This window comes from Streptomyces sp. 135, from assembly GCF_020026305.1.
GTDB lineage: Bacteria > Actinomycetota > Actinomycetes > Streptomycetales > Streptomycetaceae > Streptomyces.
The window spans coordinates 7,099,476-7,125,625 of the sequence record NZ_CP075691.1; the positions used below are offsets into that span (position 1 = coordinate 7,099,476).

The following is a 26,150-nucleotide window of genomic DNA, read 5'->3' on the forward strand; positions in this document are numbered from 1 at the left end:
CCTTGCCGCGCACCCGTTCCCGTACCCGGCTGTTCCGTGCCGGTGTGCTCACCGCCGCTTCCGCGATGCTGGCGGGCACCGCCCTGGCCGGCACCGCCGGGGCGGCCCCCAAGCCCGAGGCCAAGGACGACGTGAAGGTGCTCGACTGGCTGGCGGTCAAGCAGTCGGACAGCAGGCCGGAGCACGCGCGTGTCGGCGCCGACTGGACCATCCACTCGCACCTGTACACCAACCGCAAGGGCCACCCCGGCAAGAAGATCGGCGACGCCTCGGCGCACTGCAGCGTGGTCGACGTGACGCGCAAGGGCTACGTGTCCCTGTGCCACCGGGTGCTGCGGACCGACAAGGGCGGCATCAGCCTGAGCGACACCATCGACCACTTCGGCCCGCTGCCGCACGGCGGCTACTCGAAGGTCACCGGCGGCACGGGCAAGTACCGCGAGGCCGAGGGCCAGGCCGAGATCACCATGCGGCACCACATCGCGCGGTACCGCATCATGCTCGACGACTGACCGCACGCCCGCCACGGGCGTGAGCCAGTCTCCGGTTCGTCTGCCGGGGCCCCGCCGGGGTCCCGGCAGCGTGCTGTCCGGCGGCCTCCGGCGCCCCCGGCCCGCGGCGGCGCAGCGCGCGGCCGGTGGCGGCGTACCACTGGGCGGCGAGCACGGTGGCGAGGGCGATCTCGACGAGGTCGCCGCCGTAGTACATCAGCCGGGCGGCGGTGTGGACGTCGTCGGCGGTGAAGCCGGTGCCCGGCGGGGGAGCGGCGTAGAGGGTCCTGGCGAGGACGGCGTGGCCCCAGCCGGCCGCGAGCAGGGTGGTGCCGCGCCAGGCGAGGCCCCACCCGTGGCGGACCGGATCGAGCCGGCAGACGGCGAAGGTGAACAGCAGCCCGGCCGCCAGGACATGGACGTGCACGGCGGCGCCGAGCAGCGGCCGGTGGTGGGCGGCGGCCAGCAGCGGTGTGCGGTGGAGCAGCCACAGCCCGCCGATGTCCAGGAGCGCGGCCAGGGGTGGGAACAGCAGCCAGGCGGCGGGCCGGGAATGCGCGACGGCCGGCAGGGCGCGGCGGGCCTGGCCGGGCGGCAGGGCGCGCAGGACGAGCGTGAGGGGGCGGGCCAGGACCATCAGCAGCGGGGCGGCCATGGCGACGACGAGATGCTGCACCATGTGGGCGGTGAACGGCCCGCCGGGCAGCGTGCCGACGAAGGCGTGGGCGAGGGCGGCGCCGCCCGCGGCGAAGGAGGCGTCCCGGTGCCGGGGCCAGGCGTCGCCGCGTCGGCGCAGGCGGGTGGCGGCCGTCAGATAGGCGAGTACGAGCGTCAGCGCGGCCACGGCGACGACGGCCCCGAAGGCTTCGGTCCCGAAGAGCCCGGCACCGCCGTGGCCGGGGTGGGCGTGGGCCGGGATCACGCCGCCGACCGGTCCCGTTCGCGGCGGCGGGCGCGCACGGTCAGGGCGGCGCCGACGAGGAGCAGGACGAGACCGGTGACGTTCCACGCCCAGTCGTAGGGGGTGACGTCGACGCCGTAGCGGACCTGGTGCAGGCGCAGCAGCTTGTGGTCGACGATCCCGTCGAACAGCTGGAAGACGCCCAGGCCGAGGAGGAACCCGGCCCAGGCGTGCGCGACGGACAGGGCGCGGCGCCTGCGGAGATCGGCGAAGAGGAAGAACCCGGCGACCAGGGCGAACAGCTCGCCGGTGTGCAGCAGTCCGTCGGACAGCAGGCCGATGCCCGGGGTGGAGCGGTCGTAGAAGTGGTGCCAGTGGAGGATCTGGTGGAAGACGATCTCGTCCAGGGCGGCCATCACCGCCACCCCGATCAGCGCGGACACCGCCAGCGACCGCTCCGGTCGTGGGCGGACACCGCTGGGGCCGGGCGGGACCGGTCGGCTGCTGGTCATCGCGGTGGATCTCCTGACGGGCTGAGAACACGGGCGGTTCGGGTGCGCTACGTGTACCCGCGTGGGTCCTCACGAGCCCGTCCGGTGCCGCATCCGGGTGAGGCGCCACGGCCATGATTGTCGGCGTGCGGGGCAGACGGGCGGACGTGGGCGCAATAGCCTGGAGTGGGGCCGCCGTGACGGCCCGTCGGGGCGGCCGCCGCCTCTTCCGGGTGACGACGGCCGCCGGGCGCGTAAGGAGCGAGGCTCCCCCTCGTCAGCTCCTCACGCGGTGCCCTCCAAGGGGAGGAAGCGGGAGGTCTTCCTCCACCGGAGGGCGGGCTGGAGCCGTGTCGTCGGCGGTACGGCTCCAGCTGGCCGCTGGACATCCGGACGGCGCCGGGCCGGGAGAACGGCAGGTGGGAAGGGATGCCGGTGCGGTCACGGAGCTTCATCCCAACTCCGGGACGAGGATAACGCGTTGTCCCCTGGAGCGGAACACGCCGTGACCCGCGCTCCCCTCAGGGCGGAGGGGCGAGGCCGGGTGGTTCCGCCGGGGGGGTGGCCGGTGAGACGGGTGGCGAACTGCCGTTCCTCTGGCCACCCTGCGGGCACCGCCCTGGCCGGCACCGACCCGCTCAGACCGTGCACAACCCCGCCCCGCCCGCCTCCAACCGCACCCGCGGCCAGTCGGCGAGGTCCCGCAGCAGCTGCCGGTCGTGCGTCGCGACGACGACGGCGGCGCTCGTGGCGCGGATCGCCTCCGTCAACTCGTCGACCAGCGTGGACGACAGATGGTTGGTCGGCTCGTCGAGCAGGATCAGGCCGGGCCGCCCGGCCAGTGCCAGCGCCAGGTCCAGACGCCGCCGCTGCCCCTGCGACATCCGTCCGACCGGGGTGCGCATCGCGTCGGAGTCCAGCAGCCCGAGCGATCCGAGCGGCACGGCGTCGGCGTCGCGCAGCACCCCGCGGGCCACCAGGCGTCCCACGTGACGGGCGTGTGCCTCGCGGGCGGTGAGTCCCGGTTCCTGCTCGGCGGTCTCCTGGGAGATCCGGACGACCCGTGCCCCCTGCGCCTGCCGGACGTATCCGTCCGTCGGTTCGAGGGCGCCCGCGAGAACCGCGAGCAGCGTGGACTTCCCGGCTCCGTTCGGTCCCGTGACGAGCAGCCGGTCGCCGCCGTCGATGGTGAGGTCGACGGGACCGGCAAGCCGCCCTTCGACGGCTACGCCGTGCGCCCGCAACTGCGGTGCGCCCCGCCGGACTTCTGGGTCCGGCCACCGCAGTGCCGGCGGCGGCGCGGGCACGTCGACGCGGTGGGCGTCCAGCGCGTGCTGCTGCCGGTGCAGGGCCTGCACGACACCCGGCGCACGGGACTGGCGCTGGTGCTTGCCGGTGCCCTTGTCGGGCCGCCAGCCGGTGGAGAGCCGGTCGCGGGCCTTCGACACCGCGTCCTGCAGCCGCCGGTGCTCGGCCTGCTGCTCCTCGTGGTCCTGCTCCCAGCGCTCGCGCTCCCGCCGCCGGGCGTCCTGCCAGGCGTCGTACCCACCGGCGTACAGCCGTGCTCTCCCGTCGCGGGTCGGGTCGAGGTCGAGGAAGCGGTCCGCGACGTCGCGCAGCAGCGCCCGGTCGTGGCTGACGACGGCGAGGCCCCCGTCGTGCTCGCGCAGCCTGCGGGTCAGGAAGGCGAGCCCGCCGGCGTCGAGGTGGTTGGTCGGCTCGTCCAGCAGCAGGACGTCGTGCCGCGCGCCGAGCAGGCACGCGAGGCGGACCCGGTAGCGCTGCCCGACCGACAGCGTCGACAGGGGGCGGTCGCGGTCGGTACAGGCGCCGAGGGCTTCGAGGGCGACGTCGACGCGGCGTTCGGCGTCCCACGCTTCGAGCCGGGTGGCGGCGTCGAGCGCGGCGGCGTAGCGGTCGTCGGCGGCGGGGTCGCCATCGGCCAGGGCGCGGGTCGCCTCGTCCAGCGCGCCGAGCGCCGCGAGCGAGGCGGCCAGCGCCTCGGACGTCAGGGTGCCGACGGTCTCGCCGTCCCGCGCGGAGAGCTCCTGCCGGGCCAGGCCGATCGTGCCGGTGCGGTGCACGGTGCCCTCGTCGGGCGTGAGCAGGCCGGCGAGGACGTGCAGCAGCGTCGTCTTGCCGCGGCCGTTCTCGCCGACGACGGCGATCCGGGACCGGGCGGAGACGGTGACGGATACGTCGTTCAGGACGCGCCTGGATCCGCGGGTGACGGTGACGCCGTCGGTACGCAGATGCGCGCCGCTGCCCGCTTCGACGGGCAGGGACATGGCCTCGGGGGCCGAGGTGGGGTTCAAGGGATGCTCCGCAGCTCGCAGTGGAGCCGGGCAACGCAAAAAAGGCCGCCCGGCGGGAACCGGGACGGCGAGCGCGGATTCAGCAGAGTGAAGGCGCCGCCGTCAGCGGGCGGAGCGGACCTTCTGCGACCAGATACCTCGTGCCATAAGTGTCAGGGTAACAGCGGCGGGTCAGGTCGGCGGGTCTGGTCGGGCGTCCAGGCGGCAGGTCTGGTCGGGCGGTCGGCAGGCTGGTCGGAGGTCCGCTCTGCGGCTTCGGTCGGCTCTGCGTCGCCGCTCATGAAGCGAGGCCCGCGACCTCCCAGGCCGCCTCGATCATCCGGAAGACCTCGTCCACCGCGGCCTGCGGATCGGCCGCCTCGCGGGCCAGCGCATGGGCGTCGATCACGAACCTCGCGATCGTCCGGCACGCCGTGGTGTCCGGCGGCAGGCCGAGGTCGGCGGCGATGGCCGCCGCCAGCGACTCCGCGTGGCGCAGCCGCATCGACTCCTCGTACTGCCGCAGGGCCGGCGAGGTGTCGATCATGCGCCAGATCGGCGCGGCGCTGTCCGCCGTGCAGTGCCGCACCATGTCCCGCATCTCGTGGCGCAGTACGGGGATGAGCGGCTCGCGCGCCGCCCGGCCGGTGACCGCCCGCGCCAGACGGTGCTCGAAGTCCTCGTCCTGCTCGAACACCAGGGCCTCTTTCGAGGCGAAGTGGGAGAAGACCGTGGTGACGGCCACGTCGGCCTCGGCGGCGACATCGCGGATGCCCACCGCCTCGTATCCACGCTCCAGGAAGAGCCGCAGGGCGGTGTCAGCGATCTTCTGGCGGGTCGCGGCCTTCTTGCGCTCACGACGTCCGGGCGGCACGGTCATCCGCTGATGCTAACAAATGTGAAGTAATAACCGTTTCAAAACACTAACCGTTAGTGTTACGTTCTCTCGTATGAAGAGAATCAGCTTCGCCGAGTTCGGCGGTCCGGACGTCCTGCGGCTCGTGGACGCCGAGGAGCCCCATGCGGGCCACGGTCAGATACGCGTCGCCGTGCGGGCGGCGGGCGTGAACCCCGTCGACTGGAGGATCCGTGAAGGCCAGATCCTGGGGGCCCACCCGACCGAGTTGCCCGCGGGAGTCGGCCTGGACGCCGCCGGGGTGGTGGACGAGGTCGGCGAGGGCGTCGAAGGAGTCGAGGCCGGCGACCACGTCTTCGGGGAAGGCTCAAGCACCTATGCCGAGTTCGCCGTGCTGTCGGCCTGGGCCCGTATGCCCGAGGGACTGACATTCGAGGAGGCGGCCGGTTACCCCTCCGTGGTGGAGACCGCGCTGCGCGTCATCCGCGAGGTCGGTGTGCGGTCCGGGCAGACGCTGCTGGTCAGCGGCGCGTCCGGGGGAGTCGGATCGGCGGTCCTCCAGATCGCCCGCGACCGGGGCATCGCCGTGATCGGCACGGCGGGGGCCGCGAACCAGGACTATCTGCGCGGCCTGGGGGCTCGCGCCACGACGTACGGCGAGGGCTGGGTGGAGCGGGTGCGGCGGCTCGGCCCTGTCGACGCGGCTCTGGATCTGGCCGGATCGGGCGTCATCCGCGAACTCGTCGAGCTGACCGGGGACCCGCGGAAGGTGCTCTCGATCGCCGATCTCGGCGCGCCGGAGTTCGGTGTCCGGTTCTCCGGCGTGGCCGGGAGCGTGCCGGAAGCGCTCGTCGAAGCCGCCGGCCTCATCTCTCGGGGCAAGCTCCACATCCCGGTCGAGAAGTCGTACCCGCTCGCCGAGGCCGCGGCGGCACACGTCGACAGCCAGGCCGGTCACGCCCGCGGGCGCCGGGTCCTGGTCGTCTGAGTCCTGATCGCCGGAGGGCCGACCGGCTCGGCCAGTCGGCTTCGTGTGACCGGACCGGTCGGCTTCAAGTGATCAAGAGCTGCGTATCTTCCGGCGTTACGGGATACCTGGTGCGCATGAAGTTGCTGACGGTTGTGAGTGAGGTCGATCGAGTGGTGACGCAGCAGGTGGCCCGGCGCGTCGCGCCGGGTGTGGGCAAGGTGCTCTCCGGGGTGGAGGAGGCGGCGGAGAGCACGAAGCTGTGGTGCGGGGCCGCCGTCGCGATGGCGTGCGTGGGCGGGTGGCGCGGCCGTACCGCGGCCGTGGCCGGTCTCGCCGCCATGACGGTGGCGCAGCTGGTGTCGAACGGCGTGTGCAAGCAGCTGGCCGACCGGCCCCGGCCCCCCAAGGAGTGGTTCCCGCACGACGAGGCCGACGACCGCCCCGACTCCTCCTCCTTCCCCTCCGGGCACACCGCGGCGGCGGTCGGATTCACCGCCGCCGTCCTCCCTGTCTGGCCGGCCGCCGGCCTCGTCTGCGCGGTACCGGCGGCGATGGTGGCGGTCGAACGCGTGCAGAGCGGCGCCCACTACCCAAGCGATGTCGTCGCCGGCGCCGCCATCGGCCTGGCCGGCGCCTGGCTGGTCCGGCAGACTCCCCGCCTTGCCCTGCGCCACTGGACGTAGGAGGCGCGGGGCGTCGGCACGAGCCGAGACGAAGGCCCCCGGCGCGGTGCGCCGGGGGCCTTCGTCGAAGGGGACGGGATGTAGGACGGGATCAAGCGTGTCGTCGGGCCCACAGAGGGGTGACGAAGGAGATGAGGACGGCGGCGACGCCGATCTGGAAGACGTGCCGGATCCAGTCGATGCCGCCGGTGTCGCGAACGCCGAAGGCGCTGGCGAGAGCGTTGCCGACCACGGCGCCCACGATGCCGAGGAGAACCGTCAGCCACAGGGGAATGGGCTGACGCCCCGGCAGAACGAGCTTGGCCAGCAGGCCGATGATGAGTCCCGCGATGATGGCCCAGAGGAACGACACGACAACTCCTTCGTTTACTTCTGTCTACGGTTCCGACTGTCTACGGTTCCGATCTTCGGTTCCGATCTTTCGGCTACCAACGTCCACGTGCCCGGCAATCCGCGGCCCATTCCTCTCCCGTCCGCCCCGCCGCGCGGAACGGGCATGCCGTGAGCCCCGGCACACCACGTGTCCGGGGCTCACGGCATGTCAGAGGGGCGCGGTCTAGTACGGGCCGTTCACGTTGTCGATCGAGCCGTACCGGTCGGCCGCGTAGTTGCAGGCGGCGGTGATGTTGGCGACCGGGTCGTAGCTGTCCGTCGAGGTGCCGGGCACGTGGTACGCCTCGAAGGTGGGGGCGATGACCTGGAGGAGGCCCTTCGACGGGGTTCCGGCGACGGCGTTGGAGTCCCAGTTGTTGATGGCCCACGGGTTGCCGGAGGACTCGCGCATGACGTTGCGGTGGATTCCCTCGTACGTGCCGGGAATGCCGTGCTGCGCCATGATGTCGAGCGACTCCCGGATCCAGCCGTCGAGGTTGTCGCTGTAGGACTTCTTCGCCGGGGCGGCGGCGGTCTTGACGGAAGCCGGGGAAGCGGTCGCCTTCTTCGCGGGCTCGGCGGCGTTCTTCTTGCCGAGGGTGAGCTTGAGACCGGGGTGGATCAGCTTCGGGTCGTCACCGAGGACGCTGCGATTGTCCTCGTAGAGCTTTTTCCAGCCGCCGCTCAAGGAATGCTCCCGGGCGATCTTGGAAAGGGAGTCACCCGCGACGACTACGTGGGTGTTCGGGGCGGCGGCGGGCTTGACGGCCGTAGGGGCCTGAGCCGCGTGGGCAGTGGTCGCGCCGAGCACCGGCAGGACGAGCACGGCTCCGCCCGTTCCCGCGGCGGCGATGCCCCGGGTGAGTGAGCGGGACTTGGGACGGCGGTGCTTTCCCTTTGCAGGCATGACGAATTTCCTCTCCGTCGCCTACGAGGTGAGCTGTCGGGTTCGGACGGGAGATGTCCGGTCGCACTGGGCATGCGACTTCACCCCTAGCCGTTCCGGAAACCGGATCGGCGGCTTACCTGGTTCCCCCGCTCCTGCCGTGCGTGAGTGAGTAAGTGGGTGGGTGTAACGGCTTCCGGACAGCGGCAGGATTCGGCGTTCCATCCGGTTCGACGGTGACATTAAGCGAGAAAGGCCGGAGGTAACAAGGCCCGAATTCGCAGCGGCAATGCGAGAGGCCGGTTCGTGGAGATCAAATTCCCTTGGCCCTCTTTGATCCAAAACTCAACTCTCTGTCCGCAGAACGGGAATGTGGTCCGAGGTCTTCGGTACGTGCGAAAGCCGGCGTGACCCATTTCACGGAGAGGTGCAGGTTAAATGCCGCTCGTCGCGTCAAATCGGGCATATCGCGACGCTCGATGATGCCGGTAGGCGGAGGTCGTGTGGATGTGGATGTGGATGTGGACCCGGGTATGGAAAGAGCGGCCATTGCCGGAGAAGGGGTAGGCGGCTACTCCGTTAGTGGCGGTACGCGTCCCGTCCTCGTCCGGGGGCGACCGCCACCTCGGCGAGCACCGCCTCGGACATCCGCAACTCCACGCCGTAGGTTACGCGTTGGCGGTCCGCGCGATCGAACAAGGAGGGGATATGGGCGAGGTCACCGCGCCGTGGGGAACTTCGTACGCACCGCATGACCGACCCCAGCGCGGCAGCGCCACGTACCCCGAAGGAAGAACGTAAAGAAGGAACAACGGAGGAAGAACGTGGAGGCAGAAGCAGTGAAGCGCATCGGTGTCATCGGAGTCGGTGAGATCGGCCGGGCCATCGTGACGGGGTTGTGTGACGGGGGTGACAGGTCGCCAGAGGTGTTCCTCTCGCCCCGGGGAGCCCGCACGGCGGCGGAGTTGTCCGCGCGCTTTCCGGGCGTACAGGTCTGCGCCGGCAATCAGGAGGTCGTCGACCGCTCGGAGCTCGTGATCATCGCCGTACGCCGTCAGGACCGGCACGAAGCTCTGGCCGGCCTCAAGGTGGACGACGACAAGGTCGTGGTCAACGTGATGGCCGGCGTCACCCACGACGAGCTGCGCCGCACCCTGGCCACCGACGCCCCGCTCGTACGGGCCATCCCCCTGCCCGCCATACGCGAACGCCGCTCCGTCACGGTGACGCACCCGACGCAGCCGGCGGTGGACGCGTTCTTCGAGCGCCTGGGCGGGGTGCTGCCCGTCGCGGACGAGGCGGCCTTCGACGTCTTCTCCGCGCTGACGGGGACGCTGACCACCCATTACGCGTATCTCGCCACGCTCGCGTCGTGGGCCGTCGACCAGGGCATCGCCGCAGGCGACGCCGAACGCTACCTCCGCGGACTCTTCCAGGGCGTCGGCCGCTCCCTGGGCGACGAGACCCGCTCCCTGCACCGGCTCGCCGCCGACCACGAGACTCCGAACGGAAACAACGAACGCATCCGCACCACGTGGTTCGACCCGGCCAACTCCGACGCCCTCCGCAAGGCCCTCGACGGCCTGCTCGCCGATCTGAGGCAGCCCGGCGGCGAGGAGGCGCCATAACCGCCGGGTGCCTCTTCTGGCTTGTCCCGGACGGCAGTTGGCCGATACCAGGAGCGGTCATGTCCTGACCGATTCGGTGGTACGCATCCAGCGTCGCGACAGCCCCGTGCACAGCGCGGCACTCGCCGGTGAGTCACTGCCGGGACCGCAGTCCCCGCCGCGAACCACGGCTCGGAGGGCGTCGCGACCCGGGAGCCAGGAGGCCTGTCTCGCCTACTGGCGCGTTACGTTGGCCGACCTGCCGTCGAGCGCCGAGCCGCCGGCCGATCTGCCGAGGCCTGCCGTCCACGCCCAGCGGTGCGGGACCGTCTTCCTGGACGTGGCCGCCGACGACGGACGAGCCCTGGGCGGCGCCTGGCCGTGAGCGGCACCCGTGACGACGACCTTGCCGAGCAGCCACTTGGGGCACAGGTCGCTCACGGCCGCTCACGGCCGCGCCGTCGGCCGGTCGGCAGGGACACGGGCTCCGCCCCGGGGACGACGGTGTTCGTGAGCGTGCCGATGCCCTCCACCGTGAGGGTGACGGTGTCGCCGGGCTTCAGTGGCGCAGGGGTCTGCCCGCCGCGCCGACCCCACAGTTCGGCCAGGCAGCCGCCGTTGCCGCAGGTGCCCGAGCCGAGGACGTCACCCGGGACGACGCGGGTGCCGCGCGAGGCGTAGGCGGTCATCTCCTCGAAGGTCCAGCTCATGTTGGACAGCAGGTCCTCGCCGACCTTCCCGCCGTTGACCTCGGCGGTCAGGGCCAGGCGCAGGAAGCCCTCGGAGTCCCGGTACGGTTCCAGCTCGTCGGCGGTGACCAGGTACGGGCCGAGGGTGGTGGCGGTGTCCTTGCCCTTGCAGGGGCCGAGGCCGACCTTCACCTCCGCGCCCTGAAGGTCCCGCGCCGACCAGTCGTTGAAGACCGTGTAGCCGACGATGTGGTGGCGGGCTTCCTCGGGCGTGAGGTCCCGGCCCTCCCGCCCGATCACCGCGCCCACCTCCAGCTCGAAGTCCAGCACGGCCGACCCCGGCGGCACCGGGACGCCGTCCCCGTGGCCGTAGATCGCGTGCGGGTTGGTGAAGTAGAAGGTCGGGGCCGCGTACCACTGCTCGGGGACACCGCCGGTGCCCTCCACGGCGCGGCGCACCCCTTCGACGTGCTCCTCGAAGGTCACGAAGTCCCGTACCGAGGCGGGCTGGAGCGGGGCCAGCAGCCGTACCCGGGAGACGTGCGGGCCGGGGGTTGCGTCGAGGGCCGCCGCGCCCGCGGCGAGCAGCCCGGGGAGCCCGCCGGTCTCCTGGACCAGTGCGGTGAGCGAGGTGACGCCGGGCAACGGGAAGAGAGTGCCGTCCTGCTCCACGACTGCCACCCGGCGGCGGTGGTGTTCCTCGTAAGCGGCGAAACGCATGGTGCGGCTCCAGCGGGAATCAGGTGAATCAGGCGAATCGGGTGAGAGGGATGCGCATGAGGTCGTGGCCCACGCCGACGCGGCCCCGATAGCCCGCCGCGCGGGCGGAGGCGGAGAAGACGACGGAGCCGTCGGCGGCGTCGAACCGGTACGCGTACGAGGGGGACATGTTGCCGTGCGGGACCCTGGTCGCCGTCACCCGCGTCGAGCATGGACGCGGGGTCGATGCCGAAGCCCTCGGCGACGAAGGCGAAGGCGGCGTTCGCGCGCCGGGTGGTCTCGGCGACGCCCGGCGCGGGCCGCCCGGGGGTGACGGGGCTCGAGGTGCCATGAGGGGTGAGGAAGGGGCCGTGAGGTGCGGGGACGCGGACGCGGATCAGACCGGCGGGGCGACGAACACGCCGCGGTCGGGGTCGTTGAAGGACTCCTTGGCGACGAGTTCGTTCATGGGGTTGGCGGTGCCCCACTGGTCGGTGACCTCGGGCCGGGAGAAGTCGTAGACGTGGGGGTGCCAGGTGTCCTCGTCCAGGTTCTCCAGCTCGGTGGTGTACTCGACGGTGTTGCCGTGCGGGTCGAGGAAGTACGTGAAGGTGTTGTCGCCCGCCATGTGCCGGCCGGGGCCCCAGATCTTCCGGAACCCGGCGCGGGTCACCCGGCCCGAGCCGCGCATGTACTCGTCGATGCCGCGCATCTCGAACGAGATGTGGTGCAGCGCGGTGTGCGGGCCCCGGGCGATGGCCATCGAGTGGTGCTGGCTGCTGATCCGCATGAAGTGCATGACCTCACCCATGTGCGGCGAGCTGAGCGTGTCGGACAGGGCGAAGCCGAGGTGGCGCTCGTACCACTCGCGGGTGCGGTTCAGGTCGGGGCTGTTGAGGACGACGTGGGAGAGCTTGACCGGGATGGCTTCCTTCTCCTCGATCTTGCGGTGCTGCCGGACCTCGACGTCGGCGGAGACCTCGATGGTGCGGCCGTCGACGTCGAAGAAGCGGAAGCCGTAGCCGCCGCCGGGGGTGTCGACCTTGCCGGGCCGGGAGATCAGCTGCACGTCGCCGGCGAGGAGTTGCTCGGCGAGGGTGTCGACGTCCGCGGCGGACGCGGCGCCGTAGGAGACGAGGTCCAGGCGCTTCTCCTCGGCCTTGCGCAGCCGCACGACGTACTGCTCCGGGGAGCCCTCGGCGGCCAGGAAGGAGATGCCGGAGTCCTCGGCGACCTCGGTCAGGCCCCAGACGCCGGCGTAGAAGTCGAGCTGCTTGTCGTAGTCGGGCACGGCGAGGTCGACGTGCCGCAGGTGGGTGAGCAGACGCATGAGATCACTCCTTGACGAGGAGGAGGGCGGCGGCGTTGCCGCCCCGGACGGCGTGGAAGTCGGCGTCGGACAGGCGCGCGGCGCGCAGGGCGCCGACCGGGTCCTCGGTGCCCATGTCGAAGGGGAAGTCGGAGCCGAGCAGCACCCGGTCCGCGCCGGCCACCCGGATCAGCTCCCGCAGTACGTGCGGGTCGTGCACCAGGGAGTCGAAGTACAGCCGCTTGAGGTAGCTGCTGGGCGGGTGCGCGCACCCGGCGCCCGCGTCGGAGCGCGCCGACCAGGCGTGGTCGGCGCGGCCGATGTGGGTGGGCAGGTAGCCGCCGCCGTGCGCGGCGATCACCCGCAGGCCCGGGTGCCGGTCCAGGACACCGGAGAAGATCAGGTGGGAGAGGGCGACGGCGTTCTCGGTGGGCTGGCCGACGGTGTTGGAGAGGTACCACTGGTCCAGCCGCTCGTCGAGCGTGCAGCCGAAAGGGTGCAGGAAGAGGATCGCGCCGGTCTCCGCGGCCCGGGACCAGAAGGGCTCGTAGGCCGGGTCGGACAGCTCCCGGCCGCCGGCATGGCTGGAGAGCTCCACTCCGGCCAGACCCAGCTCCAGGGCGTGGTCCAGGGCGCGGACCGTCTGCTCCGGGTGCTGGAGCGGGACCAGGCCGAGCCCGCGCAGCCGGTCGGGGGCGGCCGAACAGTGCGCCACCGTCGCCTCGTTGGCCCACCGGTACAGCTTCTCGGCCGTCTCCTCGTCCGCCCAGTAGTGGTAGTGCGAGGGCGACGGGCTGACCAGTTGCACGTCCACGCCCCGCGCGTCCATCGCGGCCAGCCGCACACCGGCCTCCGTCAGCCGGGGCAGACGCTCGCGGACCATGGGGCCGCTGACGGCGAGGGCGGCGGGGCCGTTGCGCCGGGCGTCCAGCTCCCGGGCCTCGGCGTGACCGGGCAGACCGGCCACCAGGGCGTCGACCTCGGGCAGCAGGACGTGGGCGTGCACGTCCACGGTGGGCGGGGTCACGGCAGCTCCCTGAGCATCGTCATCGTGCGGGCCATCAGGCCGGGCACGTCGGCGTCCCGGACCCCGTCGAGCTGCCACTGCCCTATCTGTACGGAAGCCTCCACGACCGGACGGACCCGGGCGATCCGCCGCTCGTAGTAGGCCTGGAACAGGGCGTCGTCCCATGCGTCGGACCCGGTCAGCATCTGCGCGAGAACCCAGGCGTCTTCGAGGGACAGCGCGGCGCCCTGCGCGAGGGTGGGCGGGCAGCAGTGGGCGGCGTCGCCGACGAGGACGACCCGGCCGCGGTGCCAGGAGCCCTCCACCAGCATCCGGTCGAACCAGGTGTAGTTGACCTTCGCCGGGTCGGTGATGTGCTCGGTGATCTCGGACCAGCGGCCGCCGTAGGCCGAGGCCAGTCGGCGCATCTCGTCCGCGTACGACGCGCGGGGTATGGAGGCGCGGTCGCGGTTGGCCTCGGTGACGAAGGCGTACAGGGTGGTGTCGCTGGTGGGGCAGTAGCCGGCGATGTAGGCCGGGCCTCCGTAGGTGAGTTCGGCGCGGGTGACACCGGCCGGGCGGGGGCCCGCGACGCGCCAGATGGCCATGCCGGTGGGCTCGGGCTCGACGGTGATGCCGATCGCGGCGCGGGTCGCCGAACCGAGGCCGTCGGCGGCGATCACCAGGTCGTAACGGCCCTCGGAGCCGTCGGAGAGCCGGACGGAGACGCCGTCGGTGTCCTGGCCCAGGATCTCCGCGGTGGTGCCGAGCCGGACCGACGCGCCGCTCGCGCGCACCGCCTCGCTGAGGATGCGCTGGAGCCGGGGCCGCTGCATGCCGACGGTGGCGGGCAGGTCGTCGCCGCCGGTGCGCAGGTCGTCCTGCGTGTGCAGGACCGTGCCGTCGGGAGCGACGATGCCGACCGAGCCGAAGCCGGAACCGGACGCCTCCACCTGCTCCAGGACACCGAGTTCGCGCAGCACGCGCAGGGCGTTGCCCTGGAGGGTGATGCCGGATCCGGCGGTGGCGTTCCAGTCGTCCTTGGCCTCGATCAGGTCCACCGCGTGCCCGGCGCGGCGCAGCAGGATCGTCACGGCGTTGCCGGCCGCGCCGCCGCCGACGACGAGGACCGTACGGGATGGGGTCATGGGGGAACTCCTTCGTTCCGCTGTCTACTTGACGGCGATCGGGTTGACGGGGGAGCCGACCGCTCCGGTGATGGGCAGCGGCGCCGCGGTGAGCCAGAAGTCGTACCGGCCGTCGGCCGCGCAGTCCTCGGCGAGGGCTTCGAGGTCCCACATCTCACCGATCAGGAGGCCGAGGTGGGGGATGGCGACTTGGTGCAACGGCTGGAAGGCGTGCTCGAACTCGTTGGGCCGCACCTCGAAGCCCCAGGTGTCGGTGGCGATCGCGGCGATCTCACTGCTGTGCAGCCAGCCCGCCGTGGTGAACGACAGGCCGGGGGCGGGCCCGCCGGCGTAGTCGCCCCAGCCGTCGCGGCGCACCCGGGCGAGCTGGCCCGTACGCACCAGCACGAGGTCACCGCGGCCGACCGTCACGCCCTGGGCTTCGGCGGTCGCGGTCAGGTGCTCCTCGGTGATCGCGAAACCGTCCGGCAGCTCACCGCCCTCGCCGGCGCACCGGCCGACGTCCAGGAGCACGCCGCGTCCGGCGACGTGCGAGGCCATGTGCTCGATGCCGGTGACCTGGTCGCCGTCGGAGGTGACGACCTTCTCGGCGGCACGGCCGTTCCACGCCTTGCCGTGGTCGAAGATGTGGCCGAGCCCGTCCCACTGAGTGGAGCACTGCAACGGCATGGCGATGACGTCGTCGGCGCCGCCGATGCCGTGCGGCAGGCCCTGGTTGCCGAGTGCGGCGTCGGTGCCGGTGTCCAGCATGGTGTGCACCGGATTGGTGCGCTTGCGCCAGCCCTTCTGCGGGCCGCCGATGTCGAAGCGCTGGGAGAGGGAGAAGCTGACACCCCGTCGTATCAGGGCGGCACCCTCGCGGCGCTTGGTCTCGCCGAGGAAGTTGAGCGTGCCGAGCACGTCGTCCTCGCCCCAGCGGCCCCAGTTGGAGTACGACTTCGCGGCCCGTGCGACCGAGCCCGCGGGGTCCGTGCGGTCCGGCGTCACCGGGTGGCCTCCGCCACACACCGGGTGCGCTGGGCGCCGAGCCCGGTGATGGAGGCGTCCATGACGTCGCCGTCGCGCAGCAGCCGGCCCCAGTGCATGCCGTTGCCGGCGGGGGAGCCGGTGAGCACCAGGTCGCCGGGGAGCAGCCGGGCGGTATGAGAGGCGTAGGACACCATCCGCGCCACGTTGAAGATCATGTCCTTGGTCGATTCGTCCTGCATGGTCTCGCCGTTGAGCTTCAGCGTGAGGCGCAGGTCGTCCGGGTCCGCGATCGACGTGGCGGGCACGATCCAGGGGCCGAGCGGGGTGAAGCCGGGCGCGTTCTTGCTGCGCAGCCAGTCGGTGCCGATCTGCGGCATGTCCCGGCGGAAGACGGTGGCGCGGTCGGTCAGGTCGTTGGCGATCGTGTAGCCGGCGACGTGGTCCAGGGCCTCTTCGAGGGACACCCGGTGGGCCGGGCGGCCGATCACCGCGGCCAGTTCCAGCTCCCAGTCGGGCTTCTGAGCCCAGGCCGGCAGCACCACGTCGTCGTACGGGCCGGTGATCGCGCTCGGCAGGCCGATGAACACGTACGGCAGGTCCTCGGCCGCCCGCCGGTCCATGATCTCCGCGGCCTCCGCACGCCGCTCCGCCTCCGGCCGGTCGTCGCCCGGGGCCCGGTGCGCGACGTGCAGATCGATGACGTGCTGCCGGTAGTTGGCCCCCGACTGGAACACCTGGCGCGGCTCCACCGGAGCGTGCACCCGGAACTCCGCCAGCGCCCCGCGTACGGGGCCGGCGGCGCCGTCCAGTGCGGTCAGCCGCGGCAGCACCGCGTCCCAGTCGTCCAGGACCCCACGTACCGTCAGTTCGGCGTCGCCCAGGGCGGACCGCAGGTCGATCACCTGAGCGTCGGCAGTGACGAGAGCGGGGAAGGCGGGGCCCTCGGAAGCGGAAAGGGTGGCCAGGGCGAAGGGTCCGGCGAAGAGGGCGGACGCGGCTTCGGGTTTCACGGAAATGTCCTCCTGGTGGCGAGGGCACTAATCTGGACCCGCCACCAGTGATCAGGGAAATAGATTCTGTGGATGAGAGCCATCCACACGGCGAATTCCCGCAGGTCACCGCCGGACAACTAGGGAAGCCGCAGTGAATCTCAGTCGCCTGGACCTCAACCTCGTCGTCGCCCTGCGCGCCCTGCTGGAAGAGCGCAACGTCACGCGCGCCGGGCAGCGCGTCGGCCTCAGCCAGCCGGCGATGAGCGCGGCGCTCTCCCGCCTGCGCAGGCACTTCGACGACGACCTGCTGGCCCGGGTCGGCGGCCACTACGAACTGACCGCCCTCGGACAGGTCCTCCTCGACCGCGCGTCCACCGCCTACGACCTGCTGGAACGCCTGTTCGCCAGTCAGGCGGACTTCGACCCGGCCAAGGAGAGCCGTGAGTTCAAACTCGTGGCGTCCGACTACGCGGTCGCCGTCTTCGGCGCCGAATTCGCCCGGGTCGTGCACCAGGAGGCCCCCGGCATCCGACTGCGTTTCGCCCAGACACCGACCACCGTGGTGGACGCCACGGACACGTTGCTGAGCACCACCGACGGCCTGCTCATGCCGCACGGAGTCATCAGCGACTTCCCCGCCACCGACCTCTACCAGGACCGGTGGGTCTTCCTCGTCGCCGACGACCACCCGAGCATCGACGACCGGCTGACCCGGGAGGACCTGGCCCGACTGCCCTGGGTCACCTACCAGCGCACCTACGACGCTCCGGCCGTCCGCCAGCTCGGCATGCTGGGCGTCGAGCCCCGCGTCGAGGTCTCCGTCGACAGCTTCCAGATCATGCCGCTGCTGGTCAGCGGAACCCGGCGCATCGCCCTGATCCAGGCCCGCCTCGCCCGGCTCCTCGCCCCGCTCGCCGCCGTACGCGTGGTGGAGCCGCCCTACGAGGCGGTACCTCTGAGGGAGGCGTTGTGGTGGCACCCGGTGCACACCCACGACGCGGCCCACATCTGGCTGCGGGAGACCGCCGCCCGGGTCGGCAGGCGGATGGCCGAGCCCGGGGAGATGAGCGAGCCCCGCCGCGCCTGAACAGCGGACGTCATCCACGGGGCGGATGCCATCCATCGGCAACGTGAATGCCGGCAGCGGTGGGCGGGCGACCGGCAGGACGCCTGCTCGGACGGGGCCCGCCATCGGTGCCGCACCCGTTCCGCACGGCTCTGCGCGGACCCGGTCAGCGCGCGGGAGCCGCCATGGTCGCTTGGCGTACGACCGGTTCGGGTCGCAACACGACGTGGCGGTGCGTATGCCTGATTCCGTGGGCCATGTCCTCGATGAGCAGTCGGCCGGCCTGGCGTCCCGTGGCGGATGCCGGTCGTCGTACCGAGGCGGTACCACGGCCGACGCGGCCTCCAGCCGGTGTGGGGCCGGGTCGGGGCCGCTGACGCAGGCGAGGGAACGGTGGCCGTGCTCGACCAGGTGTGGGACCGCGTCGCCGTCATGAAGCGCAACCAGCCCGACCTCTGTCTGATGGCCTCCGCCGCGGCCCGCATCGGAGCGGTGCCGGCCCTGATCTGCGACAATCACACGCCGGACACGACCGCCGTACTCCTCGAACGCCTGGAGCGCCCCTACCTGGTGACCGACCAAGGGGCCCTGGAAAGCATGGGGATCACCTCCGGGACCGTGGCGCGGCTGACCGAGCGGACCGGTGTGTCGACGGGACCCCGATGGCCGGCCGGACCTGCTCGACTTCGCGGCCCTGCGGGGCGCACCCGTGCCGGCACGGAGGCTGCGGGCGTACGACGAGCCGATGGTGATCACACACACCTCCGGCACCACCGGCGTCCCCAAGCTGGTACCGCACTCGGCGGGCTCGCTCTACTCCTTCGGGCTGGTGGAGGCGGAGCGGTGGCCAGTGTTCGGGCTGCGCGCGGACGACACGGTGGCGTTCTGCCAGCCCTACTCGCACCAGCGGGTGGTCACAGGGCTGCTGCCGCTGACCACGGTGGGGCCGAACCTCCTGATGCTGTCGGACCCCCGGGGCCTCGGACTGCGCACGCTGTTGGTGCGGCACGCGCCCACCCTTGTGGAGACCCTGCCCAACGCCTTCCTCGCCTGGGAGGACCTCGCCAGGGACCCGGCCAGGCCGTCTCGACGGGTGCGGGTGTTCGTGAACTCCTTCGACGCGATCCACACCCGGACCATCCGCATCTTCCTGGCCGCCACCGACCGAAGGCTCCCGGTCTGGGGCCAGTCGTGGAGCCAGACCGAGGCAGGAGCCCTGGCGATCCGGCCCTACACCCGCGGCTCGGTACGGCGCCGCGGCCATCCGCCGCCCCCTACCCAGGTGCTGGGCCGGACGGTGCCCGGCTTCGGCCGGCTGCGCGCGGTCGTCCCGGTGACGGCACGCACCCTGCCGCCGGGCGAAGTGGGCCTGATCCAGTTCGCCGCTCCCGGGCCTTGTCGTGCACGGACGGGCCGGTTGGACGCTGGTCGATCTCGCGCTCGTGCCCGAACACCGCCACGGGCACGGCGCTCTGTACGGCGGGCTCAACCAGGGGCGGAGCGTCGTGCCTTGGTCGGGGTGCCGCTGTCGAGGGCGGCGGACGGTCGGCTCGTGCTGGCCGTGGATGTCTCGCCGTGGCTGCGGCCTGCCGCCAACACGTGTGCCGACCGGTCCTTGTGCCACACGTCCGGCCGCGGTGAAGGCAAGCACGAGATGGTTCCCGGCTGGCCCTACTCGGTGGTGGCCGCCCTGGAGACCGGCCGCACGTCCTGGACGGCGGTGCTGGACGCGCTCCGCCTGGAGCCCGGCGCCGACGTCGCCGCGGTCACCACGGTCCAGGTCCGCGAGGTCGTCGAGCGGCTCATTGCCGCTGGCCAGTGGCAGGAAGGTGACCCGGAGGTCCTGGTCGTGCTCGACGCCGGATACGACGCACCACGCATCGCCCACCGTCTGGCCGGGCTACCGGTCGAGATCCTCGGCCGGCTCGGCTCGGACCGCGTGATGCGTCGGCCCACGCCGCCGCGGGTCTACGACCCCAAGGGCGGCCGTCCGCCCAAGCATGGCGGCGAGTTCGTCTACGGGGACCCCAGCACCTGGGGCCACGTGCTGGCGCCGGAGTCCCAGGCCTCGGCGAGGGGCACCATGTGGTCGATGCCCAGGCCGCGGCCCTCGGCAGAGCGGCGACCGCCTGCTCCAGCGTCATCGGAAGCGCGACCAGGTCAGCGTCGGCGGCCGAAACCGGGGACACCGTGGTGAGGGGCAGGGCAAGGAAGGCTGCGGCCAGGGCCGCGCGCATACAAGTGGTGATCACAACCCGGTGATACCGGCGCCCGCCGGCCGCCGGGGACGGTTCGGGGGGAGTCTCACCCGCGCGAGCGCAAAGGCCGTACCGGCGCACCGCGCCAAAACGGTGCCGGACACCACCAGCACAGCGAACAGGAAAAGTGGCGGCTCAGGATCCGGGTCCGTGGCGGATATCTCCGACCTGGGCCAGGATCGTCACCCAACTCCAGGCCCTGGCGGATGCGAAGGGCCTGATCGCCTGGGACGTGAACGTCGACTCCACCGCCTGCCGGGCCCACGAACACGCTGCCGAGGCGGCGAAAAGGGAGATCCGCAAAGGAGCCGCCCGGCGGCATTGCCGTCGAGTCGGCCGACCATGGCCTCGGAGGCTCCCGAGGCGGGCTGACCACCGAGATCCACCTTGCCGTCGAGCAGGGGCAGCAGCCTCTTTCGGTACTGATCACGGCCGGTCAGCGAGGTGACTCCCCGCAGTTCGAGCCTGTCCTGGACGCGATCCGGGTGCCGCGGATCGGTTCTGGCCCGCCCCGCAGGAGACCGGACCGGGTGCGAGCCGACAAGGCGTACGACTCCCGCCGCAACCGGGCCTACCTGCGAAGGCGCGGTATCGAGGCGACCATTCCGCAAGGTCACGCCGGTGATCCTGCTGGACACCTTCGAGGACGCCGCCGACCGTGTGGAACGTGACGGCAGGCCCGGTTCGTCGGCGTGGAGATGTGCTCGGCTTCGGAACGGCGGTCGCTCTCTTCCTGCCCGGGGTCGGCTGCCTCGGGGCCAGTGGCAGGGGCGGCAGTCCAAGCTCGCCGCGTTCAGGCCCTACCTGGATGACCGCTGGAGCCAGGGCTGCGCACACGCCCGGACAGCGTCGGGGCCTGGATGCTGTACACGTCACCGACCCGCAGGTTGTCCGGCGTGCTGTACTCGCCGTAGGTGCCTATGACGGAGACGGCCACACGGGAATCGGGCTGCCAGAAGGTACGGAAATACGGGGAGTTTGCCGGGATCTCCGGGATCTCCAACAAGGGGATGCCGCGCCGCACCAATAGACGTTGCAGCTTTTCGAACCGAAGCCTGGGAGTGAACCGCCCGTACCGGGCACGAAGCTCGTCATTGACGAGGGTGCGGTCCCGGTACGCGAGCCGGTGCACCTGCAGGGTGAAGTGGTGGCCCGACCAGGGATGGCCGGCACAAGCGCGGTCCCAGTAGAACTCGGCGAGGCCGTAGTCACGGCACATGCTGCGGTCGCCGAAGGTGTTCTCAGCGAAGTCCGACCCAAGGACCTTGGTGACGTGGTCGGGAGAGTCCGCGGGGCCCACGCCGAGCAAGGTGCCGGTGGTGATGACGTCCACGTAGAACGCCAGGGAATGCGGAGTCAAAGGCTGATCCTCGATGCGGTGTGGTCAACATGAGATGGGTGGGGCGGCCCACCGGGGGCGTGCCGCCCCGTAGCCGCGTCTGTGCAGGCCTGAACCACGATCACGGCCTTCATGATCACGGACAAGGGGAGTCCTATCATGAAGTTCAGGGCCCGAGTCGCCACCGCCGTATCCGCCGCCATGGCTCTGGTCGGCGCGGGCACAGCAGCGCCGACCGCCTCCGCCGCAGAAGGCTGCCCGTCCGGCCAACTGTGCCTCTACCGGGTTGGCAACTACATCGACATGCGATTCCAGACCGGCACCGCCAAGGGCCGGCGGAACCTGCACAAGTATTACCTCAGCACCACCACCGGTCAGATAGCTTCGTACCGCAACAACATGTCCGTGAGTGCGAAGCTGTGGCAGAAGAGCGTCACCTGGCAGGAAACCGGCGCCATCAGGCCCGGCGGCCACTCCTCCGACTCGGCCAGCAACCCAGCCTTCCGCAGGGCCGACTTCGTCTGCACCGGCGGTGCGCTCCCGCCTGCGAACTGGCCCAACCTGTAAAGGTCATGACAAAGGCGTTGGACGTGAGGCACCGCAGCAGTTCACGCCGGCCAGCGCGTCCTGGCTGAACCTGGACGAGCGGTGGTTCGCCGAACTCACGCATAACGAGTTCAAGCGCGGCGTCCACCGCTGCGTCCAGGCCCTCGAACACGGCATCCGGTCCTGGCTCGCCGACTGGAACGAGCGCCCCAGACGCTTTGCCCGGGCGAAGGCAGCCGAGGAGATCCTCGACAAAGCCGCCACCTACTGCCGACGAACCCTTGACTCAGGACACTAAGTGCTGGGCTTCATCCCGGGGATCACCACGGACTACGACACCCTGGAATGCGCCTTTCACCGGCGCCGAATTGTTCGGCATCTTCCGGGTCTCCATCCTGCACAACCTGGTGCACGTGGCCTTCGGCGTCGCCGGCCCGGCCATGGCCCCAACCGTTGCCGGAGTCCGCACTTTCCTGCTGGCAGGAGGCGCTGTCTACCTGGTGCTGTGGCTCTACGGCCTGCTCATCGGCCACCACGGCAGCGGCAACTTCGTACCGCTCAACAACGCCGACGACTGGCTGCACTCCGTTCTCGGCGTCGGAATGATCGCCCTGGGCACGCTGCTCAGCCGCCGCACCAACGCGGCCCGGTAAGAGCCGGGGTCACATTCGGCCCGAGAGCTGCCCGTTGACCTCGCAGGTTATGGCGACGGCACACACGCACGGTCCAGCTCCGTTCCCCATTGTCCTGGCACGGAGCTGGGCCTGGCGCCACAGGGCAGTTCGCCCTTGTCTTCTCAGGGGATGCCGCATACGGCAGTGGTGGTCACACGCCGAGGCCCTGGCCGAAGCCACCGTCCACGGGCAGTTCGACGCCGGTGGTGAAGGTGGCCTCGACGGCCAGGTACAACGCCGCGGCGGCGACCTCTTCCATGGTGCCTCCTCGGCCCATCGGCGTGGAGGCGTTGCCCTGTTCGATGAACTCGGCGCGTTGCTGGTCGGTCAGTTCGGCGACGCCCATGGTGGGGGTGAGGATGAAGCCCGGGGCAATCGCGTTGACACGGATGTTGCGGGGGAGCAGTTCGGCGGCGAGCACCTTGGTGAAGGCGGCGACGGCCTCCTTGGCCGCGGAGTAGGCGCTGAGACCGGGGAAGATCTGGTTGTTGGAGACGGTGGTGAACACGATGGAGCCACCCTCGGACATCAGGGGCGCCAGCCGCTGGACGGTGAAGAAGGCACCCTTGGCGTTCACGTCGAATATGCGGTCCCACGATTCTTCTGTGACTTCTTCGAGCGTCTGGAACTCTGCGATGCCCTGGTTGATGAACAGGTAGTCGATGACGCCGAGGCGATCGGCGACCTGATCGCCGAGTGCGGCGATGGCATCGGTGTCAGTGGCGTCGGAGCGCACCGGGTGAGCCAACGGGGTGTCGAGTGCCGTCTGTGCCTCGGCGAGCCGTTGGTCACTGCGACCGGTGTAGATCACTTCGGCGCCGCGGTCGGTGAGGGCTTGGACGATGGCTCGGCCCATGCCGATGGTGCCGCCGGTGACGACAGCCTTCTTGCCTGCCAGCGCCTTCGGATCCGTGGCCGGTGCCTGCTGGGTGCTGTGGTTCGTTGTCATGGCGGCTAAGTTAGACCTTGACGTCAGTGTCAGAGTCAACGTCTATGGCGGGGGTCACATGTTCATCGGCGAGCTGTCGAAGCGGACCGGGGTCAGCACGAGGAGCCTGCGGTACTACGAGCAACAAGGGCTACTGCGACCGCGGCGGCGAACCAGCGGCTACCGCGAGTACGACGAGTTCGACGTGGCCGCCGTACGCCGGATCCGGATCCTGCTCGCTGCCGGCCTGAACACCGACTTGATCCGGGAGGTCATGCCTTGCATGGCCGACGAGGGAGCCATTCTCGCCCCCACCTGCGAGGAAATGGCCGAGGACCTCAAGCATGAACGCGAGCGCCTGAGCCGCTCCATCGAACAGCTCCAAGCCGCCCACGCCATGCTCGGCTCGATCATCCACGCAGGCGAAGCGATCACCGCCCGGGGTGGCCGCAACGGATAGGGACGCGGCTCCGCAGCGGACGACTCCCCGACCTGCCGGCACCATCTGACCGCCCCCGGCGCCTCCGGCGTTGCCTCGATCTGCCGCCCAAACCAATAACGGGACAGTCTTTCAAGTCCTGTTGCGGATCGTCGTCGGCAAGGGCGGTGAGGGCGGCCAAGGCGGCTCAGGTAAGTACAACGACGGCAGCGGAGGCGACCTCGGGCAACAAGTCCTCGGTCTTCGGGCCGGGCCGGATGGTGACCCATGCTCGGGCCGGGCGGCCGGGGCATGGCGGGGAGGCGTCGGGGAACTTCCGCAGCGGCTACGGAGGGGCTGGCGGCTCCGGCAGCTTCGGGTGGCTCAAGGACTTGTGCAATGCCTCCGATCATGTTCGGAAGGCGGCAGTTGAAGGCGAGCGCGGCAACGACGGTGCCCGCGTCAATCCGGGGTTTGGCGGTTTTGGAGGGTGGGCTTCCGCATCGCAGGAATGCGGTGAAGCGGGGAGGGGCGGACCGGGCGGAGATGGGGCCGGCCGACGCTATTTCGGGACTGAACCCCGGGGATCACCAAGCTGAATGGGCGGTCCCCGCCGGAGTGCTGTGCCAGGGTTGGATTCGGTTCGGTCTCCGGGCCGGTCTCGGACAAGGTGGTGACCATCACCTTCAGGACGATCACTCCAGCCAATGTGCTGCCAGTCGAGGAAGTCCTGAAGAGCTGTCGGATTCCGGGGCCAGTGAGTCGGCACTGGCGCATGCCGTGGCCGTTGACGAACTCGCTGATCGTGCTCTCGAGGCGGCCCGCAGCGAGTAGCGCGAGAACCATTCCTGGGTCTGCTGCTCGGTCCGCGACTCGGACTGGATGTCGTAGAGCTCGCGCGGCAAGAAGGAGACTTTCCGGGCTGTCGGTGCGGGTGCAGGCGGCCTTGAGCGGGCGCTGCCGACAGTCGCCCGGGGAGAACTCGGCGGTGACGTAGGGCGCGGGGGAGGGCGGCTCTTCGATTGGGCCCGCGTCGAAGTCCGGCCCTGGCGGTGCGAGGACCGACCGGCACTGGGTTCCCTCTCTCCCGCCGCACCGTGAGCCGGCCACACCAAGCCCGCATGAGTCACGTCGGCGCTCTGGAAGGCGCTCCCCTCCGCCGTCACACTGTTGGTTGAGGCAACCCTCACATATTGTTGCGACCGAGACTGGCAGCAGGGGAACCCGCGAGCCGACGGAATCCAGTACCAAGAATAACGAGGGGACCGGTGGCGCTGGATGTGGAGGGGAGCGGCCAGGGCGAACGCCCTCGCAGCGCGGGACTGACGAGTGCTGTGGCAACGGCTCTGCTCGCCGTGACGGCGGTCCTCGGCTTTGGCGTGAAGTCCGATCTTCCTTGGTGGGCCATGCTGGCCGTGGGCTTGCTTACAGCGGGGTTCGCCGGCTGGGCCGGGTCCAAGAGCGGGCGTCGCGAGGGCGTGCGCGACGCGGTCCTGGCGCCGGGGGAGAAGGTGGTCGCCACCTACAACGTCCAGGCCCCATTCACCGAGCACACACCGCCCGCGGCGCATGAAGGCCCGCAGTACCAACTGCGCCTGACCACAAGCGGCGTACAGATGTGGGAGCGTTCCGTCCTGCTTTGGTGGCACTCGTGGCCCGAGCTGCGGGTGATCGCTGACGGCGCCCGACTGCGCGTACACCGTCAGGGGCAGGAGGTCGGCACGATGTTGCTGGAGCGGCCAGGCGCCGCACGGGAGATCCGTCTTACCGCCAGGAGACACGGTGCCGCCTGATCTGTCGCTGGGAACGCAACGGGCGACCATGGGAAACCGGAGACGGACGGAACACTCTCGGCTGTGGGAGCGATCCAGCCGCAGCAATCGGCTGTGGCTCTATGCGCCATTGCTGTAGGCGTCATTCCGGTCGGCTGACCTTTCCAGCGCGCCTTCGCCGTTGACGCTGATGAGGGTGTTGTACAGCTGTACGCGTCGACCGATCGGTTCCAGGCTGCTCTCATCGAGATCGCCGGTCTCTTCCTGCCCTTCGACGTGCACGGAGTAGCGCCACGTCCGGCGGGAGGGGTCGGCTTCTTCGTCGTTATGCGGATGCAGCACGGCTACTTTCCTGCCTGCCAGGCCCAATCTGCGAGCTTCATCTGAGTTTTTGACCCGCACGATGTCCCCCGTTTCGAAGCGGGGAGCTGCGGCCGCCTCCATTTCGCCGGCCTGAGCACCGTAGACGGCGGGGTGCAGAAACACTCCGCCGTCGACCGGGCGCTCCCACTCGCTCCAGCCGAAGTCCTCGTCCCACGTGAACCCCAGCGCCCGAAGGCAGTCGGAGGTGGTGGCATGGGGCTTCAGGTCGACCTCGAAGTGCAACATCTCCGGAGTTCGGTGGAACGGCCCTCGGGCATGTACGGCAACGTCGCCGTGGCGCACGAGGGCCGCACGAAGATGTTCGGTGAGTTCCGCATTCTCCTCGGGCGAGGCTTCCACCCATAGGGCCAGCCAGACGAGCCGGAAGGGCGCCAGGGCCATCGAGGGCTCCTTCACAAGGCG

26 protein-coding genes, 3 pseudogenes and 1 riboswitch are annotated in these 26,150 nt (G+C 70.8%); of the genes and pseudogenes, 12 read left to right on the forward strand and 17 right to left on the reverse strand.

Annotation, left to right across the window (positions count from 1 at the left end; translation table 11 throughout):
• Positions 1-2: 2 nt before the first annotated feature.
• Positions 3-512 carry a hypothetical protein gene (locus KKZ08_RS31905; RefSeq protein WP_223777729.1) on the forward strand — a complete coding sequence of 170 codons (510 nt, stop codon included), beginning with the start codon at positions 3-5 and terminating at the stop codon, positions 510-512.
• On the opposite strand, the gene KKZ08_RS31910 is transcribed toward KKZ08_RS31905, so the two are convergent.
• The 4 genes from KKZ08_RS31910 to KKZ08_RS31925 form a co-directional block, all read right to left on the reverse strand.
• Complete coding sequence (locus KKZ08_RS31910; protein ID WP_223777730.1) at positions 496-1,413, reverse strand: cytochrome c oxidase assembly protein; 918 nt, start codon at positions 1,411-1,413, stop codon at positions 496-498. The genes KKZ08_RS31905 and KKZ08_RS31910 overlap by 17 nt on opposite strands.
• Positions 1,410-1,904, reverse strand: coding sequence for a DUF2243 domain-containing protein (locus KKZ08_RS31915; RefSeq protein ID WP_223777731.1), 495 nt, complete (start codon positions 1,902-1,904; stop codon positions 1,410-1,412). The genes KKZ08_RS31910 and KKZ08_RS31915 overlap by 4 nt, the downstream gene beginning before the upstream one ends.
• 617 nt (positions 1,905-2,521) lie before the next feature.
• Positions 2,522-4,198 (reverse strand): ABC-F family ATP-binding cassette domain-containing protein, encoded by a 1,677-nt coding sequence (locus KKZ08_RS31920; RefSeq protein WP_223777732.1) that lies wholly within the window; start codon positions 4,196-4,198, stop codon positions 2,522-2,524.
• Between the two features lie 277 nt (positions 4,199-4,475).
• The gene (locus KKZ08_RS31925) at positions 4,476-5,057 is read right to left on the reverse strand and encodes a TetR/AcrR family transcriptional regulator (RefSeq protein ID WP_223777733.1); all 582 of its coding nucleotides are present in this window, start codon (positions 5,055-5,057) and stop codon (positions 4,476-4,478) included.
• A 70-nt stretch (positions 5,058-5,127) separates the two neighbouring features.
• Between KKZ08_RS31925 and KKZ08_RS31930 the strand changes: the two genes are divergently transcribed.
• Both KKZ08_RS31930 and KKZ08_RS31935 read left to right on the forward strand, forming a co-directional pair.
• Complete coding sequence (locus KKZ08_RS31930; RefSeq protein ID WP_223777734.1) at positions 5,128-6,021, forward strand: NADP-dependent oxidoreductase; 894 nt, start codon at positions 5,128-5,130, stop codon at positions 6,019-6,021.
• A 155-nt stretch (positions 6,022-6,176) separates the two neighbouring features.
• Positions 6,177-6,686, forward strand: a complete 510-nt coding sequence (locus KKZ08_RS31935; protein WP_346657903.1) for a phosphatase PAP2 family protein — start codon at positions 6,177-6,179, stop codon at positions 6,684-6,686.
• Between the two features lie 91 nt (positions 6,687-6,777).
• Here KKZ08_RS31935 and KKZ08_RS31940 read toward each other — a convergent pair whose 3' ends face one another.
• Together KKZ08_RS31940 and KKZ08_RS31945 are read right to left on the reverse strand one after the other, a co-directional pair.
• A complete protein-coding gene (locus KKZ08_RS31940; protein ID WP_223777736.1) occupies positions 6,778-7,038 on the reverse strand; it encodes a GlsB/YeaQ/YmgE family stress response membrane protein in 261 nt (86 codons plus the stop codon).
• A gap of 204 nt (positions 7,039-7,242) precedes the next feature.
• Complete coding sequence (locus KKZ08_RS31945) at positions 7,243-7,965, reverse strand: LysM peptidoglycan-binding domain-containing protein (RefSeq protein ID WP_223777737.1); 723 nt, start codon at positions 7,963-7,965, stop codon at positions 7,243-7,245.
• Between the two features lie 3 nt (positions 7,966-7,968).
• A riboswitch (cyclic di-AMP (ydaO/yuaA leader) is annotated at positions 7,969-8,133 on the reverse strand.
• 635 nt (positions 8,134-8,768) lie between these two features.
• On the opposite strand from KKZ08_RS31945, the gene KKZ08_RS31950 reads away from it, so the two are divergent.
• Positions 8,769-9,572, forward strand: a complete 804-nt coding sequence (locus KKZ08_RS31950) for an NAD(P)-binding domain-containing protein (RefSeq protein WP_223777738.1) — start codon at positions 8,769-8,771, stop codon at positions 9,570-9,572.
• A 213-nt stretch (positions 9,573-9,785) separates the two neighbouring features.
• Here KKZ08_RS31950 and KKZ08_RS31955 read toward each other — a convergent pair whose 3' ends face one another.
• The 8 genes from KKZ08_RS31955 to KKZ08_RS31990 form a co-directional block, all read right to left on the reverse strand.
• The gene (locus tag KKZ08_RS31955; RefSeq protein WP_223777739.1) at positions 9,786-9,992 is read right to left on the reverse strand and encodes a hypothetical protein; all 207 of its coding nucleotides are present in this window, start codon (positions 9,990-9,992) and stop codon (positions 9,786-9,788) included.
• The gene (locus KKZ08_RS31960; RefSeq protein ID WP_223777740.1) at positions 9,989-10,960 is read right to left on the reverse strand and encodes a fumarylacetoacetate hydrolase family protein; all 972 of its coding nucleotides are present in this window, start codon (positions 10,958-10,960) and stop codon (positions 9,989-9,991) included. Before KKZ08_RS31960 ends, KKZ08_RS31955 begins: the two co-directional genes overlap by 4 nt.
• 28 nt (positions 10,961-10,988) lie before the next feature.
• A complete protein-coding gene (locus tag KKZ08_RS31965; protein ID WP_223777741.1) occupies positions 10,989-11,159 on the reverse strand; it encodes a hypothetical protein in 171 nt (56 codons plus the stop codon).
• Positions 11,160-11,336: 177 nt separating this feature from the next.
• Entirely contained in the window at positions 11,337-12,269 is a 933-nt protein-coding gene (locus KKZ08_RS31970) for a VOC family protein (protein WP_223777742.1), read from the reverse strand.
• Between the two features lie 4 nt (positions 12,270-12,273).
• Positions 12,274-13,275 carry an amidohydrolase family protein gene (locus KKZ08_RS31975; protein ID WP_223777743.1) on the reverse strand — a complete coding sequence of 334 codons (1,002 nt, stop codon included), beginning with the start codon at positions 13,273-13,275 and terminating at the stop codon, positions 12,274-12,276.
• Positions 13,272-14,402: an FAD-dependent oxidoreductase gene (locus KKZ08_RS31980; protein ID WP_223777744.1), complete on the reverse strand. Its 1,131-nt coding sequence runs from the start codon at positions 14,400-14,402 to the stop codon at positions 13,272-13,274. Before KKZ08_RS31980 ends, KKZ08_RS31975 begins: the two co-directional genes overlap by 4 nt.
• Before the next feature lie 24 nt (positions 14,403-14,426).
• Positions 14,427-15,389, reverse strand: coding sequence for a cyclase family protein (locus KKZ08_RS31985; RefSeq protein WP_223777745.1), 963 nt, complete (start codon positions 15,387-15,389; stop codon positions 14,427-14,429).
• Entirely contained in the window at positions 15,386-16,387 is a 1,002-nt protein-coding gene (locus tag KKZ08_RS31990; protein ID WP_223779270.1) for a fumarylacetoacetate hydrolase family protein, read from the reverse strand. The genes KKZ08_RS31985 and KKZ08_RS31990 overlap by 4 nt, the downstream gene beginning before the upstream one ends.
• Positions 16,388-16,514: 127 nt before the next feature.
• Here KKZ08_RS31990 and KKZ08_RS31995 point away from each other — a divergent pair, with 127 nt between their 5' ends.
• From KKZ08_RS31995 to KKZ08_RS32010, 4 genes and pseudogenes are all read left to right on the forward strand, one after another.
• Positions 16,515-17,450: a LysR family transcriptional regulator gene (locus KKZ08_RS31995; RefSeq protein WP_223777746.1), complete on the forward strand. Its 936-nt coding sequence runs from the start codon at positions 16,515-16,517 to the stop codon at positions 17,448-17,450.
• 724 nt (positions 17,451-18,174) lie between these two features.
• A pseudogene (locus tag KKZ08_RS32000) lies at positions 18,175-18,759 on the forward strand (AMP-binding protein); the annotation flags it as partial.
• Positions 18,760-18,830: 71 nt separating this feature from the next.
• Positions 18,831-19,470, forward strand: a pseudogene (locus KKZ08_RS32005) (transposase); the annotation flags it as partial.
• 564 nt (positions 19,471-20,034) lie between these two features.
• Positions 20,035-20,298, forward strand: a pseudogene (locus tag KKZ08_RS32010) (transposase); the annotation flags it as partial.
• Between the two features lie 182 nt (positions 20,299-20,480).
• Here KKZ08_RS32010 and KKZ08_RS32015 read toward each other — a convergent pair.
• The gene (locus tag KKZ08_RS32015; RefSeq protein ID WP_223777747.1) at positions 20,481-21,047 is read right to left on the reverse strand and encodes a hypothetical protein; all 567 of its coding nucleotides are present in this window, start codon (positions 21,045-21,047) and stop codon (positions 20,481-20,483) included.
• Positions 21,048-21,185: 138 nt separating this feature from the next.
• Between KKZ08_RS32015 and KKZ08_RS32020 the strand changes: the two genes are divergently transcribed.
• On the forward strand, positions 21,186-21,593 hold the full coding sequence (locus KKZ08_RS32020) for a peptidase inhibitor family I36 protein (RefSeq protein WP_223777748.1): 408 nt from the start codon (positions 21,186-21,188) through the stop codon (positions 21,591-21,593).
• A gap of 347 nt (positions 21,594-21,940) precedes the next feature.
• Positions 21,941-22,225: a DUF4383 domain-containing protein gene (locus tag KKZ08_RS32025; RefSeq protein WP_346657904.1), complete on the forward strand. Its 285-nt coding sequence runs from the start codon at positions 21,941-21,943 to the stop codon at positions 22,223-22,225.
• Between the two features lie 172 nt (positions 22,226-22,397).
• Here KKZ08_RS32025 and KKZ08_RS32030 read toward each other — a convergent pair whose 3' ends face one another.
• Positions 22,398-23,195 carry an SDR family oxidoreductase gene (locus KKZ08_RS32030; RefSeq protein ID WP_223777749.1) on the reverse strand — a complete coding sequence of 266 codons (798 nt, stop codon included), beginning with the start codon at positions 23,193-23,195 and terminating at the stop codon, positions 22,398-22,400.
• Between the two features lie 58 nt (positions 23,196-23,253).
• Here KKZ08_RS32030 and KKZ08_RS32035 point away from each other — a divergent pair, with 58 nt between their 5' ends.
• A complete protein-coding gene (locus KKZ08_RS32035) occupies positions 23,254-23,634 on the forward strand; it encodes a MerR family transcriptional regulator (RefSeq protein WP_223777750.1) in 381 nt (126 codons plus the stop codon).
• Between the two features lie 1,226 nt (positions 23,635-24,860).
• On the forward strand, positions 24,861-25,385 hold the full coding sequence (locus tag KKZ08_RS32040; protein ID WP_223777751.1) for a hypothetical protein: 525 nt from the start codon (positions 24,861-24,863) through the stop codon (positions 25,383-25,385).
• Between the two features lie 99 nt (positions 25,386-25,484).
• Here KKZ08_RS32040 and KKZ08_RS32045 read toward each other — a convergent pair whose 3' ends face one another.
• Positions 25,485-26,129, reverse strand: coding sequence for a hypothetical protein (locus tag KKZ08_RS32045; RefSeq protein ID WP_223777752.1), 645 nt, complete (start codon positions 26,127-26,129; stop codon positions 25,485-25,487).
• Between the last annotated feature and the right edge of the window lie 21 nt (positions 26,130-26,150).

What these genes read in the sequence shown, in the direction of transcription:
- KKZ08_RS31980 (WP_223777744.1), bottom strand. Translation starts at nt 14,402, where the DNA reads ATGACCCCATCCCGTACGGTCCTCGTCGTCGGCGGCGGCGCGGCCGGC.
- KKZ08_RS31930 (WP_223777734.1), top strand. Translation starts at nt 5,128, where the DNA reads ATGAAGAGAATCAGCTTCGCCGAGTTCGGCGGTCCGGACGTCCTGCGG.
- KKZ08_RS32020 (WP_223777748.1), top strand. Translation starts at nt 21,186, where the DNA reads ATGAAGTTCAGGGCCCGAGTCGCCACCGCCGTATCCGCCGCCATGGCT.
- KKZ08_RS32030 (WP_223777749.1), bottom strand. Translation starts at nt 23,195, where the DNA reads ATGACAACGAACCACAGCACCCAGCAGGCACCGGCCACGGATCCGAAG.
- KKZ08_RS31925 (WP_223777733.1), bottom strand. Translation starts at nt 5,057, where the DNA reads ATGACCGTGCCGCCCGGACGTCGTGAGCGCAAGAAGGCCGCGACCCGC.
- KKZ08_RS31960 (WP_223777740.1), bottom strand. Translation starts at nt 10,960, where the DNA reads ATGCGTTTCGCCGCTTACGAGGAACACCACCGCCGCCGGGTGGCAGTC.
- KKZ08_RS31945 (WP_223777737.1), bottom strand. Translation starts at nt 7,965, where the DNA reads ATGCCTGCAAAGGGAAAGCACCGCCGTCCCAAGTCCCGCTCACTCACC.
- KKZ08_RS32045 (WP_223777752.1), bottom strand. Translation starts at nt 26,129, where the DNA reads ATGGCCCTGGCGCCCTTCCGGCTCGTCTGGCTGGCCCTATGGGTGGAA.
- KKZ08_RS31915 (WP_223777731.1), bottom strand. Translation starts at nt 1,904, where the DNA reads ATGACCAGCAGCCGACCGGTCCCGCCCGGCCCCAGCGGTGTCCGCCCA.
- KKZ08_RS32035 (WP_223777750.1), top strand. Translation starts at nt 23,254, where the DNA reads ATGTTCATCGGCGAGCTGTCGAAGCGGACCGGGGTCAGCACGAGGAGC.
- KKZ08_RS31970 (WP_223777742.1), bottom strand. Translation starts at nt 12,269, where the DNA reads ATGCGTCTGCTCACCCACCTGCGGCACGTCGACCTCGCCGTGCCCGAC.